Source organism: Frankia sp. BMG5.60, assembly GCF_059428125.1.
Window position 1 is genome coordinate 2,385,776 of record NZ_CM182091.1, and the last position, 13,221, is coordinate 2,398,996.

Sequence of the window (13,221 nt, forward strand, 5' to 3'; positions counted from 1 at the left end):
GCCTGGCAGGCAGCCGACTGAGCCCGTCTGGAGATCCCGGCCGCGAGCCAGTCGTCGGCGCGCCGGAGGTCGGACCATCGGTCGTCGACGAAGCCCTCGTGCCCTGCACGGGCACCGGCACCGCCTGGGCTCGGCCCAGGTCCACCTCGCCAGACCTACCTGACAGAGCTTTGTCGGCAACTCCGGGATGTGGGATCACGCCCGCGAGTCGTGGCCGCGCAGACCTGTCAGCTCACGGACAGTGCCTACGCAAGTGTGCTGACACTGCTACTTTGGGTCGCAATGTCTATCGAGCGGCCGGCGACGAGTCCCGAGTGGTCGCCAGCGCCGGACCAGTCCGGAGAACCGCGCGTCGACCCCCCGGAGCCCACGAAGCGGTCGAGCATCGAGGCCAAACTGGACGCGCTCGAACGCCGCGCACTGCCGGCTGATCGGCCGCGGCCGACCGAGCGCGACACGGCAGCCGAGCCAGAGGCCCGCCTCTCGCCGCTGGAACGCAAGCTGGCGCTGCTCGACAGCGCCGCGGCCGGCAATCCGGTCGGTGACGCGGGTCTGGACGCGCCAGCCAGGAAAAGGGACGGATCGGACGGACCGGAACGGCTCGGCTGGAAGCTGACCCGGATCTGGCGGGACAGCCGGCCGACCGCCGACGGCCGCGCCTTCTACGAGAAATCCGACGACAGGATGTGGACGGCGGCCGCCACCGCCGAACCCGCACCCGGCCGCTACACCGCCGACCTGCACGGTAACCCGACCACATTCCGTGTTGGGAGCCACGATCTCGACGCTCGCCAGCTCGCCGCCCTCATCCGCAAGGACGAGAACTGGCAGGGCCGGCCGGTCCGCCTCATGTCCTGTGAGACCGGCCGGGGCGAGGATCCCATCGCCCAGAAACTCGCCGACCAGCTCGGCGTCACCGTGACCGCACCCACCGAACTCGCCATCTCCGACAAACACGGTAATGTGTACACCACCTCTGTGCGCCTGGACAGGTTCGGCTTTCCGAGGTCAACCGTGCCACCTGACGGCGTCTGGCTCGATTTCCATCCGAGAACCGAAGGCGGAAAAGATGCCCCAGATCCTGGGTGACTTCAGGGTGGCAAACGTGTTCGACGGCACGACGGATGGTGTGCCCTTCGTCGCCGGCCGCGCACCGCTGCCGCCCGGTCCCGAGCGAGAGAAGCTACTGGTCTACCTCAAGCAGGGCCGATACCTCCTGCGCGCCGCCGGCCTCGGTATCGACCAGCTCGACCCGGCCCGCGGTCAGCAGGTTCCGATCATCATCTTCACGGATGGGGTGTGGGTGTGGGACGCGTCCATCGCCTATTACCTGACGGAGCACGATCTGCCGCCGGAGCCGGCCTTCATGGACTACCTGCGTGGTCGGGAATTCCGCTATGAAGCGCCGACCGAAGAACGGGTCGATGAAGCTTTGGCGGCAATACAGGCCGAATGATCCACCAGTCGGTGGCGATGCCGGCGCACGGCAGCAAGGGGCGCAATTCGAGACCGGTGGCGCCTCAGCGGCGGCGGTCCGTCGAGTCGATGCGGTGCCGGTGCCCCTGGTCGCGAACACCACCGGTGGCGCGCGCATCCGGGCCGGCCTGCCGACCGGCTGGCGGGTCGGCGACAAGACCGGCGCCGGCGCACGCGGCATGATCAACGATGTCGCCGTGGCCTGGCCACCGGACACCGGTCCGGTGGTCATCGCGATCTACACCAGCCGCACCGACGACCGGGCCGAGGGCGACAACCGGATCGTCGCCGACATCGCCCGGATCGTCGCCGCGACCCTGGGGCCGCCGCCTGAGCAGCCGCTCCTACTCGCCGTAGGTGGTCAGGTTCGCGGAGTGGTGAGTGTCGTTGAAGCCGCGCAGGACGGCGGGGCCGTCGGAGTACCAGTCGATCGTGGTCAGCGAGACCAGGTCCAGGTGCAGGCGGTACAGGACGGTCGGCTCCGCGGCCAGCGCGAGCTGGGTGAGACCCTTGATCGGCGTGACGTGCGAGACGACGAGGACCCGCTTGCCGGGCTGCTCGACGAGCAGCCGGTCGCGCACCCGGGCCACCCTGGTCACGGTGGAGATCAGGCTCTCCCCACCGGGCGGCGGCACGTTCGGGTCGGCGAGCCAGGCGTTGAGCTCGTCGGGGAAGCGCTCGCGCACCTCACCGAAGGTCATCCCCTCCCAGGCGCCGAAGCTGGTCTCCCGCAGGTCGTCGTCGACGACGTAGTCGCGGCCCAGCGCCTCGGCGGTCTGCCGGGCCCGCTTGAGCGGCGAGCTGACGATCAGGTCGAACGGTTCGTCGCGCAGCCGGTCGGCGACCGCGGCGGCCTGGCTCATCCCCAGGTCGGTCAGCGACGCCTCCACCGTCCCGCTGAACCGCTTGTCCACCGACAGCGGTGTCTGGCCGTGGCGCAGCAGCACCGTCGCCGTCGGTGGGGCGGGCGGGGCCATCCAGCCGGAGAGCCGGTTGGTGGTGGGGGCGCGGTGCGGCGCCGGATCCGGTGACTGCGGAACCGACGGCTCCCAGCTCCGCCCGGCCGCGGCGGCGTCCATCGCCTCGTTGGCGAGACGGTCGGCGGCGGCGTTGCGGGCGCGGGGCACCCACTGGTAGCGCACGGCGGGGAAGGTGCGGGCGAGCGCGGCGGCCTCGTCGGCCAGGGGGCGCATCGCCGGGTGTTTGATCTTCCAGCGGCCGCTCATCTGCTCGACGACGAGCTTGGAGTCCATCCGGGCCTCCACCTCGGCGTCCGGGGCGATCTCGGCGGCGGCTCGCAGCCCGGCGATGAGGCCCGAGTACTCGGCGACGTTGTTCGTGGCATGCCCGATCGACGCGGCCCGTTCGGCGAGCACCGTCCCGTCCGCGGCGTCACGGACCACGGCGCCGTAGCCGGCCGGGCCCGGATTGCCCCGGGATCCGCCGTCGGCCTCGACGACCAGCCTGCGCACCGTGCTCATCTGCCGCTCCCCTCGCCCTGCCCGCCTCGCCCTGCCCGAACCGACCTGCCGCTACAGCCCCGACTCGGGGGTACGGACCAGGATGCGCCGACATTCCTCGCACCGCACGACCTCGTCGACCGGGGCCGCGGCGACCGCCCGCAGGTCGCCGCCGGAGAGCTCGAGGTGGCAGCCCTGGCAGCGCCGGCGCAGCAACGGCGCCGCGCCGACCCCGCCGGAGGACGTCCGGATCCGCTCATACAACGTCACCAGCGCCTCGGGCAGCCGGGGCGCGAGGGCCGCCCGGTCCTGACGCAGCCGGGCGGACTCGGTGTCGATCTCGGCGTACGCCTTGTCGCGGGCGATGGTCGCCGCGTCGATCTCCGCCTGCAGGTCGGCGCGGCGCTGGGTGAGGGCCGCGAGCTGCCCTTCCAGGCCCTCGACGGCCTCCATCTTCTCCAGCGCGTCGTCTTCGAGCACGCCCTGGCGGCGGGCCAGCGAGGCCAGCTCCGCCTGAAGGTTCTCCAGCTCTCGGGAGTTCGTCACCGCCCCGGACTCCAGCCGCTGCGAATCGCGGGCCGAGCGGGTCCGGACGAGCTCGATCTCCGTCTCCAGCTTGCGCTGGGCGCGGGTGACGTCCCCCAGTTCGGTGCGGACCCCGACGACCTCGTCGTCGAGGGTGCCCAGGGCCGCGGTGCGTTCGGTGATGACGGCGAGTTCGGGCAGCCCGCGGCGGCGGGCGGCCAGCCGGTCGAGGCCGGCGTCGAGGGCCTGCAGGTCGAGCAGGCGGAGCTGGATTGCTGGGTCGGCCTTCATGGACTCCTCACCGGTATGTCCTTCATCGGCGTCGGCCGCGATCGACGACGCCCTTGCCGGTACCGCGCCGCCCGGCCCGCGAGCCGGAGCGGTCGGCAGCGAACCCGGCCCGGCGAGCCGGGCATCCGCCTGCGACGCCGACTACCGGGACGGAACGTGCAACCGCCAGGGATCGGTCACGATAGCGGACACCGATGCACTCACCGTACGTCCCCGGGTCCGCAGACCGGCCTCCAGACGCGCGGCGGCCTGCGCGAGCCACGGCCATTCGCTCGCCCAGTGGGCGACGTCGACGACGGCGATCGGATGCTCACCCACCGTGTCGAGCACGTGGTGATGCCGTCCGTCGGCGGTGACCAGGACGTCCGCGCCCGCGGCCCGCGCCGCGCCGGCCAGTTCCCCGCCGGAGCCGCCGCAGACCGCGACCCGGTGCACGAGCCGGTCCGCGGCCCCGGTCGCCCGAACCCCGCCGGCCGTCGCGGGCAGCGCCCGGGCGACGCGGGCGCAGAAGCGGTCGAGCGGCTCGGGCTCGGGCAGCTCGCCGATCCGCCCCAGCCCCCGACACACCGTCGGCGCCGCCACCGCGCCATCCCCGGCCGGCTCCACCCCGGCCGGCTCCACCCCGGGCGACTCCACTCCGGGCGGCTGCGCTACTCCGGGCGGCTGCGCTACTCCGGGCGGACGCACGTCGGCCGGCTGCCCGTCGGCCGGCTGAGCCGGGTCCAGCGGGCCGACCCGGCGCAGCCCGAGGGCCGCCGCCAGCGCGTCGCTGACCCCCGGGTCGGCGACGTCGGCGTTGGTGTGCGCCGTGTACAACGCGACCCCGGCGCGGATGAGGGTGGCGACGACCCGCCCGCCGGGTCCGGTCTCGGCCACCCCGTGGGTCCCCCGCAGGAACAGGGGATGGTGCGTGACGAGCAACTGGGCGCCGCCCGCCGCCTCGACGGCCACCTCGACGGTGGGATCGACGGCGAACAGCACCGCGGAGACGGGGGCCGCGGGGTCGCCGACCGCCAGGCCCACCGCGTCCCACGACTGCGCCCAGGCCGGCGGGAACGCCTGCTCCAGCACGGCCACGCAGTCACCGACCGTCGCCACCCTAGTGCTCACCACGGTGACCCTACCCGCACGGTCGCGGGCGTCTGTCAGCCGGTCACGGCGCCTGCCGAGGTACCGAGGTCCCGCACGCGACGCACCGTTCGCCCCGTAACGTCACCTCTGGCAACGCGCCTGCGCAGGGGCGGCGAGCCACGAGGAAGGGGCACTCGTCATGGCGGACGTTTCGGTGCGATTCCAGGTCGCGGGGGATTCGGAGATCGTGCTGAACCTCTCGACCCCCCAGGCCGTCCGCCTCGTCGAGGCCATCATGCGCAAGGTCGCCGACGCGATGGCCGCCTCCCCGGCGGGTGGTTCCGGGTTGGGCGGTCCTGGGGCCGGCGGCGGCGGGATGGGCGGTCCGGCGATGGGTGCGCCAGACCGATCGGGTGTCGGCTCCGTCTGGCCGGACGTCAACCCCGGGCAGAACTCCTTCCCACCCGAACGTTGACCCCACCCGCGCGTTTGGCAGCACCCGAGCGTCCGACCGCACCCGAGGGGCCGACCGCACCCGAAGAGGCCCCACCCGAGCGGTGGACCCGCCCGCCGACGGTCGGCCGACCTGCCGGCCATCGGCGACGCCACAGCCACGGCCGGCTCCGACCGTCCGCCCACGGTCGCAAGCACCACCCGGGCCGGAACTCCGTGCGGCCGCCATGCGGACAAACCGGGTCGCATATGACGGACCGGCACTCCCGGTACCTGCTTCCGTAAAAGCCGACACAACAAAGCCGCAACACGATACAACTCCGCACAGCCATTCCTCACCGAAGGGAAAACGATCACGCATGGCGGGGGACGTACCGGTCGACGAGCGCGCCCTGATCACCCCGGCCGACGCGGCGGCCAGCCGTTCGCTGTGGGCCGCTCCCGCGGGGCCTGACGCGACCGATCCGGCCACGGGTGGCACCGCGGCGACCGGCGACGGCACGCCCGCCCCGCCCACCGGCGCCGGCGGCGAACGGACCCTGCACCGCTACGGCCGGGTCCAGGTACTCGGCCGGCCGCGGGACGACGCGCCCGGCGGGCCAAGGCTGCTCGCGGCCCGCGCCGGCGCGGGCCTGCTGCCCCCGGCCGACGGCAGCGTCGTGTCGACCACGGGCGTCTCCCCCGGCCTGAACCGGGCCGAGACGCTGGGTCTGGACGCCTTCCGGCTGCGCGCCAGCGCCGCCTACCGCCGACTGAAGCAGGACCGCCCGCGCGACGGCCATCCGTGGGACATGGACCGGCCCTGCACCGACGTCCCGCCCCCGCGGGGGTCCGCCGAGCCGGACCCGGACCGCGCGGCGCCGCGTGCCTTCGCCAACGGCCAGTCGCTCCTGCAGAGCCCGCTGATGACGCTGACCGCCGCGGGCGCCGCCGCCGACACCGGCCCCGCCACGGGCCCCGCGGGCGGCGCCGCCGGCTCCCCGACCAGCTCGAAGCTGGAGGGCTCCGTCGCCATCGGCCTGATCCTCGTCGAGGGACCGACCGCCGACCTGCAGTTCGCGGCGGCCGAGCGGACCAAGGTCGTGGCCGAGGTGCAGAACGGGCTGTCCTGGTACGCCACCACGAACCCGGCGGCCGACCTCACGTTCTCCTACGACATCCAGCTCGTGCGCCTGTCCGTGCCGGCGGACCCGAAGGCAACCGATCTGGAGGCCCTGTGGCGGGACCCGGCGATGAGCCGGCTCGGCCACGCGGCCAACTTCGACGGCGTCTACGACTACGTCGACGCGCTGCGCGCCCGACTCGGCACCCGGTGGGCCTACTGCGCCTTCTTCACCAAGTACCCGCTGGGCTACTTCGCCTACTCGTCGGTCGGCGGCCCCCGGATCGTCATGTCGTACGCCAACGACGGCTGGGGCCCCGACAACATCGACCGCGTCTTCACCCACGAGACCGGGCACATCTTCGGCGCCCCGGACGAGTACGGCGGTGCGGGCTGCGACTGCGGCGGCGCGTGGGGGGCGTTCGGCGTCCCGAACGGCAACTGCGACACCTGCGCCCCGGCACCGGCGGACTGCCTGATGCGCTCCAACAGCTTCGCGCTGTGCCGTTACACCCCCGGCCAGATCGGGTGGGGCCACGGCGTCGGCGGCAACCCGGCGCTGGTCCAGTCGAAGGGACTGGGCCGCGCCGGCAACTTCGACGTCGTCGTGCCGTCGGCGTTCGCGGGGATCTCCCACGTGTGGCGGGACAACGACGCCACCGGCTTCCCCTGGCGTGACCCGTGGCAGACCGCGCAGTCCCTCGGCCGCGTCGACGCGCTCACCATGATCCAGAGCACCCTGGCCAACCCCGGGCCGCTGGAGGTCGCCGTCCGAGTCGGCTCGACGCTGTCGTTCCTGTGGCGCGACAGCACCGGGGCGTTCGCCTGGCACGACCCCAAGCAGCTCACCCAGGGCGTCGGCGGGGTGCCGTCGCTCGTCCAGAGCCGGCTGGGCACGAAGGGCAACTTCGAGCTGCTCATCCCGGCCGCGGACGTCGGCATCCTGCACCTGTGGCGCAACCACGACGTCTACGGCTACCCGTGGAGCGCGCCGCGACTGTTCGGCGCGAACCTGGGCCGGGTCGACGCGGTCAGCCTCATCCACGGCACCCTCGGTGGCGGCGCGGGCATGCTCGAGGCCGTCGCCCGGGTCGGCAGCCGGCTGGTGCACCTCACCCGGGACAACTCGGCGGTGTGGCGGACCGGACCCGTCTTCGGCGAGGGGGTCGCGGGCAACCCGGCGCTGATCCAGAGCTCCTTCGCCGACGGGGCGCGCAACTTCGAGGTGGTCGTCCCCGCCGCCGGCGGCGGCCTCATCCACTACTACCGCAACAACGGCGCGCCCACGCCGTTCTGGAGCGGGCCGCGCCCGTTCGCCGCCGCCCTGGGCAACGTCGACGCCGTCTCCATGATCCAGAGCAACTTCGACGGCCACCTGGAGGTCCTCGCCCGTGTCGGCGACGAGCTGCACATGGTGTGGCGCACCTCCGGAGCCGGGGCGACCTGGTCGAACCCCCGCCGCGTGTTCTAGCCGACCGCGGAATCGGCCGGCGACACGACCAGCATCAGGCGGCGGGTCGGTCGGGAGGCGGCAGGTCGGGGGGCGGCAGGTCGGGGGGCGGCGGGTCGGGAGGCAAAGCGCCGGGGGCGTCCCAGGGGAGTCCCTCGGCGGGGCGGTCCTTGGCACTGCGGCGCGCCAGCCAGCCGTCGACGAACAGGGTCTCCGCGGGGCTGAGGGTCTCCCGCAGCGCCGGGGGCACCCCGTCGACGAAGACGCCGCGCACGCCGGCGCAGGCCCCCAGCTCCGCCGCCCGCGACGCCGGCACCGCCAGCAGCGCCAGCCGCGGCGGCAGCGCCGAGGTCACCCGTCCGAACTCGGCGAGCGCGGCCAGCGCACCCTCGGCGCGGCCAGCTCCTTCGAGGACGACCAGCAGCTCCGGTTCGGTTCCCCACACCGGTCCATTCTCGCCCGAACGGCGACCGAAGGAGGACCCCGGGCCCGGTGGCGCCACCCCGGGCGGACCACTCGCGGCGCCGCCACGCCCTCGTTCGGCGAGAATCACAGGGGTCGGCCGATGGACACCGCGGCCGGCGCGGGACAAGGTTGGGTCGAACGCCCGGCTCCGGCAGGTGGACCTGCCGCGGTGCGTCGCCCCGGCGGCGGCCGACCGGCGGCGGCCGGCTCGGGCGTCGGCAGGATCCGGGTGGGCCAGAAGGGGAGGGCACCGGCGATGAGCGCGCGACTCCCGTTGTTCCCGCTCGGGACCGTTCTGCTTCCCGGGCTCGTGCTGCCTCTGGAGATCTTCGAGGAGCGCTACCGGGCGCTGGTCCGGGAGCTGCTCGCCCAGCCTGCCGACGAGGCGCGCAGTTTCGGGGTCGTGGCCATCCGGCGGGGCCGCGAGACGGGGCCGGCGCTGCCGGCGATCCACGAGGTCGGCTGCACGGCCGTACTGCGCCGGGTGCAGGAGCATCCGGACGGCCGGTTCTCCCTGATCACCGTCGGCGGGCAGCGGTTCCGCATCGGCACGGTGGATCAGCTCAGCGCGCCCTACCTGGTGGGGGACGTGGAGTTCCTGCCCGACGAGGTCGGTGACGCCGAGGCCGCCCGCGAGTCCGTCGCGCCGGTGCAGCGGCTGATGCGCGCCTACGCCGAGCGGCTGGCCGCCACCGGCACGGTGCAGATCTCCCTGCCGGACCTGCCCGACGATCCCGTCGCCCTGTCCTACGTGATCGCCGCGGCGGCCGTCACCGATCTCACCGAGCGCCAGGGCCTGCTCGCGGCGGCCGACGCAGCCACCCGGCTACGCGTCGAGCGGGCGCTGCTGCACCGGGAGGTCGGCCTGCTCCAGAAGATCACCACGATCGGCTCCAGCGAACTGCGCCGGGTGGACCCGAGCCCCAACTGAGCCACGTCCCGCGGGCGCGGCGCCAGTTGCTGGAGGTTGGTCACCGCTGCCGGCTCGACAACCGTCATCCACCTCCAGCGTCTCGCTGCCTTCGACGGATGCCCGCTCTCCGGGGTGCTGCGGGACGCCGGCGGCGGTCTCGGCAGGGATCAGCCGGAGGTCTGTGGGGCGTCGGGTCCGCTCGGGGCCGGCAGGCCCGTGCTGTCCGCCGGGCTCTGCGGGCCGTCCGAGCCCTCCTTGCCGCCCGCGGGTCCGGACGCGGCGCCGCCACGACCGGGGACGGGGGTGGGGGTGGGGGTGGGGGGACGCTCGCCGCCGCCGCGCGGGCCCCGGCGGGGGCGTGGCCGGGAGGTCGCCCACAGGCCGATCGCGAAGACACCCAGGGCGACCACCGGCATCACCAGGTAGAGCCCATGCGCGCGGACCCGCAGGTCGACCAGGTCCACCAGCACCGGCGAGGCGTTGGTCGGCAGGCTGTGCAGCAGGTCCGAAGAGCGGCGAAGGTGGCCGATCCAGCCGGCGATCAGCGCGCCGCCAAGACCCCCCGCGGCAAGCCCGAGTGGCACCGCAAAGCCCGCGTCCCGGGCCCGCCAGAACGCCACCAGGCCACCGACGAGCCCGGCGACCGCGCAGATCAGCGCGAAGCGGGCGTCGATGTCGCTCTGGACCGCGAACGCCGACTCGTTGCCGTGCAGCGCGCCGGTGACGTCGAGGTGCGGCGCGGCGGCGGCCCACAGCAGGCCGAGGGGGAACCCGGCGACCGCCATCGCCGCCGCGCAGATCAGGCCGGCGATCAGGTCCGGACGGACGCCGAGCGGCAGTGGCCGCCGCGCGCGGGCCGGCAGTGGGGAGGTCGGAGACGGCTCGGCTCCCGGGCTGTCCGTCGGGACCCCCCAAAACTCCGCTGAACGCTCCGCCACGTCGCCCGTCCCGCCAAGAGGTGTCCGTCTCCTCGTCCGCATCACCCTGGGCGGCGTCGCCGGCCAGCCGCCGCGGACGGTTGACACTATCGTGCTGGGCGGCCGCCCCGACCGCACTGGGTGCGACAGTGGTCCCGCGGCGACGCGATCCTGGACGGTTCCGCTCTGATCAGGAGGTTCCGACGCGGCGCAGTGTCACCGCCGCGACGGCCAGCGCCGCGATTCCCACTGCGGCGCAGACGGCGAGGTCGAGGACCACCTTCGACCAGTCCACGCCGGGTTGGAAGGCGGCCGCGAGGGCGTCCACGGCGTAGCTGCTGGGCAGCACGTCCCGCGCGATCCGGCCGATCTCGGGCAGCCGGTCGGCCGGGATGACCCCGAGGAACAGCACGATGCTCATCCCGAGCTGGCCGGCGATGGTCGCCAGCTCCGGGCGCGGGGCGAGCAGGCCGACCACGGCCCCCAGGCCCGCCAGACACACCCCGGAGAGCACGACGACGGGCAGGAGCAGCCACAGCCCGGTGATCGGCAGGTTGTAGAGCAGGGCGCCGAGCACGGCCGTGATGACCGTGCCGGGCGCGGCGAACGTCGCGTAGGAGGCGGCCGTGCCCAGCACGACCGCCGCCGGCGGAATCGGCAGGGTCAGGTAGTAGTCGAGCGCGCCGGCCGCCCGCAGGGCACCGAAGCGCTGGGCGAGCAGGTTCAGCGCGACGAACGCGACCACCAGCACGGTGGAGCCCGCGACGACCTGGCCGGCGGCGGTGGTGTTGTCGACGTCGAGGATGCCGCGCAGCAGGACCAGAATCCCGATCGACTGGAACGACGCCACGAACAGCAGCGGGATGCGGCCGACCTTCGACCGGGCGAGCTGCCCGCGGTAGACCGCGCCGAACGCCGTGCCGAACCGCGTGGCCAACGGCATTTTCGGCGGCCCGAGCCGCGCCGGCATCGGGATCGGCAACGGCAGCGGCACCGTCGACGGCCCCGACGACGGCTCGAGGGACGGCTCCGGCGACGGTTCCAGGGACGGTTCCGGCTGCAGTGCCGCGAGAATCACCGGCGCGTCGCGCGCGTCCGGGACGATGGTCATCGGGGCCACACCTGCTGGCCCGGACGACGCACGTGCACAGTCATGTCCGCTCCAGGTCTCGGGACGCCCCGCCGAGGGTGAGGTAGACGTCCTCCAGGGATGGGGTGGCGAGGCTGAAATCGTCCAGCGCGGCGAGGGCCGCGCCGGTGGTTAGCCGGCCGAGGGCCTCGCGGGCGGTCGCCGGGTCCAGGCGGACCGTCCAGCGCCGGCCGTTGGTCGTCGCGAGGCCGGCCAGCATGGCGACGGTGGGGTCGTCGGCGGGAGGTTCGTGGCGCCAGGCGAGGTCGAGCCGGACGTCGCCGGACACCGACGCCTTGAGCTGGCCGGGGGTGTCGCAGGCGATCACCCGCCCGGACTCCAGGACGGCGACCCGGTCGAGCACCGACTCCGCCTCCAGCACGTTGTGCGTGATCAGCACGACGGTGGTGCCGGCCGCGTCACGGCGGCGCTGCAACGCCCCCCACACCGCGCGGCGGGCGACCGGGTCGAGCCCGGTGGTCGGCTCGTCGAGGACGAGGACCGGGCGGTCGCCGACCAGCGCCGTGGCCACGCAGGCCAGCCGCCGCTGCCCGCCGGACAGGCGGGCCAGCGGCCGGTCCGCCACCGCGGTGAGGCCGAGCTCGTCGAGGATGTCGTCCCGCACCTCCCGCACGGCCGCGCGGGGAACGCCGCGCATCCGCGCGGTGGTCGCCACCGCGGTGGCGACGGGCAGCTCCGCCAGCGCGAGATCGTCCTGACCGAGATAGCCGGCCAGCCGGGCGGGCAGGTCCGGGGCGGCGCGGACGTCGCGGCCGAACATCGTGATCGTGCCGGCGTCGGGGCGCAGCAGCCCCATCAGTTGGCGGACCAGCGTGGTCTTCCCGGCGCCGTTCGGGCCGAGCACCCCGAACACCTCGCCCTGCCGGACGTCGAGATCGATCCGGTCGTTGGCGAGGACGGAGTGCCCGCCCACCCCGTGTCGTCGGGTGAGCCCGCGGACGGCGTAGCTCAGCACGTCACCCATTCTCGCAGCCGGCTGCGGGCGATGGCCCCGGGCCGTCGTCGGGGACGAGTCACACTGCGCTGCTCATCCACACCACGACGTCAAGCATGCGCAGCGGGGTGACCGGCGGGCCGCTCGACGGCACCAGTGCGGCGAGCCGGCGGAACTCCTCGGCGTTCTCCCGAAGGTCGTACTGCATGGCCCGGACGAGCAACCCCATGTACTGCCGCCAGCTTCGACCGTCGCGCGGAGACGGCGGGACGCAGTCCTCGTGCTGGTAGAAGATCCGAACCTTGGAGTCGAACAGGGGGACGAGCGCGGGCCGCTTGCGGTGCAGCACCTTGGCGATCAGCGAACCCTTGACGTCCCGATCGGAGACGTCGGGGTCGTCGAGCGGGTCGTAGAGGGCGGCCACCAGGTCGAGGGTCACCTCGTCGGCCTCGATCAGCTCGATGCCGGGCGGCAGCTTGTCCAGCGCCCGTTGCAACAACGGGGTGAGCGCGGTCAGGGTGTGCATCCGGTCGACGTCGACGTGCACGCCGAGCAGGCTGGGCGCCAGCAGGTCGCCCGTGCACAGCAGATCCGGGTCGTCGTTGGTGACCAGTCCGTCGTAGTAGGGGTAGGCGTAACGCAGCCCGCGCTTGCGGGGACCCAGGTACTCCTCCACCAGGCTCTCCGCGTCGAAAACCTCCCGGGTGCCTTTCGCCAACTTCACCCCTGAACTCCTTATCGTCCTGTAGTCGTGATCGTCGCTGTCGTGGTGATCGTCGCTGTAGTCGTCATCGTCGCTGTCGCCGTCGTCACTGCAGTCGCCGTCGTCACTGTGTCGTCCGAGGTGCTTGCCCACGATGCCGCGATCGGCGTCTACGAGCCCGACAACCCGCGCTGACGAGGGCGTTGTGCCTCATCCTCCCCTGTGGCCGCCGCGACCGGTACGGGGGTCGACGACGGCGGCGGCCGGCAGGCCCCGCGCCTCGGCCGCCGGATGGCAGCGACCCGGCCAGA

General features: G+C 73.7%; 14 protein-coding genes and 1 pseudogene. 7 read left to right on the top strand and 8 right to left on the bottom strand.

Going from position 1 to position 13,221, the window contains the following annotated elements:
- Window positions 1-210 precede the first annotated feature (210 nt).
- The 3 genes and pseudogenes from AC5R91_RS09560 to AC5R91_RS09570 all read left to right on the top strand — a co-directional run.
- Complete coding sequence (locus AC5R91_RS09560; protein WP_495396789.1) at window positions 211-1,089, top strand: DUF8616 domain-containing protein; 879 nt, start codon at window positions 211-213, stop codon at window positions 1,087-1,089.
- Window positions 1,070-1,456: a hypothetical protein gene (locus AC5R91_RS09565; RefSeq protein WP_495396790.1), complete on the top strand. Its 387-nt coding sequence runs from the start codon at window positions 1,070-1,072 to the stop codon at window positions 1,454-1,456. Before AC5R91_RS09560 ends, AC5R91_RS09565 begins: the two co-directional genes overlap by 20 nt.
- Window positions 1,425-1,778, top strand: a pseudogene (locus AC5R91_RS09570) (serine hydrolase); the annotation flags it as partial. The gene AC5R91_RS09565 and the pseudogene AC5R91_RS09570, both read left to right, overlap by 32 nt.
- A 42-nt stretch (window positions 1,779-1,820) precedes the next feature.
- Here the strand turns inward: AC5R91_RS09570 and AC5R91_RS09575 are convergent.
- The 3 genes from AC5R91_RS09575 to AC5R91_RS09585 all read right to left on the bottom strand — a co-directional run bounded on the left by AC5R91_RS09575 (window position 1,821) and on the right by AC5R91_RS09585 (window position 4,865).
- Entirely contained in the window at window positions 1,821-2,957 is a 1,137-nt protein-coding gene (locus AC5R91_RS09575) for a bifunctional RNase H/acid phosphatase (protein WP_495396791.1), read from the bottom strand.
- A gap of 51 nt (window positions 2,958-3,008) precedes the next feature.
- Entirely contained in the window at window positions 3,009-3,752 is a 744-nt protein-coding gene (locus AC5R91_RS09580; RefSeq protein WP_495396792.1) for a zinc ribbon domain-containing protein, read from the bottom strand.
- Between the two features lie 141 nt (window positions 3,753-3,893).
- Complete coding sequence (locus AC5R91_RS09585; protein WP_495396793.1) at window positions 3,894-4,865, bottom strand: Nif3-like dinuclear metal center hexameric protein; 972 nt, start codon at window positions 4,863-4,865, stop codon at window positions 3,894-3,896.
- Window positions 4,866-5,022: 157 nt separating this feature from the next.
- On the opposite strand from AC5R91_RS09585, the gene AC5R91_RS09590 reads away from it, so the two are divergent.
- Together AC5R91_RS09590 and AC5R91_RS09595 are read left to right on the top strand one after the other, a co-directional pair.
- Entirely contained in the window at window positions 5,023-5,298 is a 276-nt protein-coding gene (locus tag AC5R91_RS09590) for a hypothetical protein (protein ID WP_495396794.1), read from the top strand.
- A 337-nt stretch (window positions 5,299-5,635) separates the two neighbouring features.
- Window positions 5,636-7,849 (top strand): DUF8189 domain-containing protein, encoded by a 2,214-nt coding sequence (locus AC5R91_RS09595; RefSeq protein ID WP_495396795.1) that lies wholly within the window; start codon window positions 5,636-5,638, stop codon window positions 7,847-7,849.
- Window positions 7,850-7,883: 34 nt separating this feature from the next.
- On the opposite strand, the gene AC5R91_RS09600 is transcribed toward AC5R91_RS09595, so the two are convergent.
- Window positions 7,884-8,273: a hypothetical protein gene (locus tag AC5R91_RS09600; RefSeq protein ID WP_495396796.1), complete on the bottom strand. Its 390-nt coding sequence runs from the start codon at window positions 8,271-8,273 to the stop codon at window positions 7,884-7,886.
- Between the two features lie 276 nt (window positions 8,274-8,549).
- On the opposite strand from AC5R91_RS09600, the gene AC5R91_RS09605 reads away from it, so the two are divergent.
- A complete protein-coding gene (locus AC5R91_RS09605) occupies window positions 8,550-9,224 on the top strand; it encodes an LON peptidase substrate-binding domain-containing protein (protein ID WP_495396797.1) in 675 nt (224 codons plus the stop codon).
- A 149-nt stretch (window positions 9,225-9,373) separates the two neighbouring features.
- Here AC5R91_RS09605 and AC5R91_RS09610 read toward each other — a convergent pair whose 3' ends face one another.
- The 4 genes from AC5R91_RS09610 to AC5R91_RS09625 form a co-directional block, all read right to left on the bottom strand.
- Entirely contained in the window at window positions 9,374-10,144 is a 771-nt protein-coding gene (locus tag AC5R91_RS09610; RefSeq protein ID WP_495396798.1) for a hypothetical protein, read from the bottom strand.
- 169 nt (window positions 10,145-10,313) lie between these two features.
- The gene (locus AC5R91_RS09615; RefSeq protein ID WP_495396799.1) at window positions 10,314-11,234 is read right to left on the bottom strand and encodes an ABC transporter permease; all 921 of its coding nucleotides are present in this window, start codon (window positions 11,232-11,234) and stop codon (window positions 10,314-10,316) included.
- Window positions 11,235-11,274: 40 nt separating this feature from the next.
- Window positions 11,275-12,237 carry an ABC transporter ATP-binding protein gene (locus tag AC5R91_RS09620; RefSeq protein ID WP_495396800.1) on the bottom strand — a complete coding sequence of 321 codons (963 nt, stop codon included), beginning with the start codon at window positions 12,235-12,237 and terminating at the stop codon, window positions 11,275-11,277.
- Between the two features lie 49 nt (window positions 12,238-12,286).
- Window positions 12,287-12,931, bottom strand: coding sequence for a DUF6308 family protein (locus tag AC5R91_RS09625; RefSeq protein ID WP_044883686.1), 645 nt, complete (start codon window positions 12,929-12,931; stop codon window positions 12,287-12,289).
- 27 nt (window positions 12,932-12,958) lie between these two features.
- Between AC5R91_RS09625 and AC5R91_RS09630 the strand changes: the two genes are divergently transcribed.
- Entirely contained in the window at window positions 12,959-13,105 is a 147-nt protein-coding gene (locus AC5R91_RS09630) for a hypothetical protein (protein WP_495396801.1), read from the top strand.
- Window positions 13,106-13,221 lie beyond the last annotated feature (116 nt).

Bases quoted from the DNA above. Each gene is read 5' to 3' on its own strand.
- AC5R91_RS09565 (WP_495396790.1), top strand. From the start codon at position 1,070: ATGCCCCAGATCCTGGGTGACTTCAGGGTGGCAAACGTGTTCGACGGC.
- AC5R91_RS09575 (WP_495396791.1), bottom strand. From the start codon at position 2,957: ATGAGCACGGTGCGCAGGCTGGTCGTCGAGGCCGACGGCGGATCCCGG.
- AC5R91_RS09580 (WP_495396792.1), bottom strand. From the start codon at position 3,752: ATGAAGGCCGACCCAGCAATCCAGCTCCGCCTGCTCGACCTGCAGGCC.
- AC5R91_RS09590 (WP_495396794.1), top strand. From the start codon at position 5,023: ATGGCGGACGTTTCGGTGCGATTCCAGGTCGCGGGGGATTCGGAGATC.
- AC5R91_RS09595 (WP_495396795.1), top strand. From the start codon at position 5,636: ATGGCGGGGGACGTACCGGTCGACGAGCGCGCCCTGATCACCCCGGCC.
- AC5R91_RS09605 (WP_495396797.1), top strand. From the start codon at position 8,550: ATGAGCGCGCGACTCCCGTTGTTCCCGCTCGGGACCGTTCTGCTTCCC.
- AC5R91_RS09615 (WP_495396799.1), bottom strand. From the start codon at position 11,234: ATGACCATCGTCCCGGACGCGCGCGACGCGCCGGTGATTCTCGCGGCA.
- AC5R91_RS09620 (WP_495396800.1), bottom strand. From the start codon at position 12,237: ATGGGTGACGTGCTGAGCTACGCCGTCCGCGGGCTCACCCGACGACAC.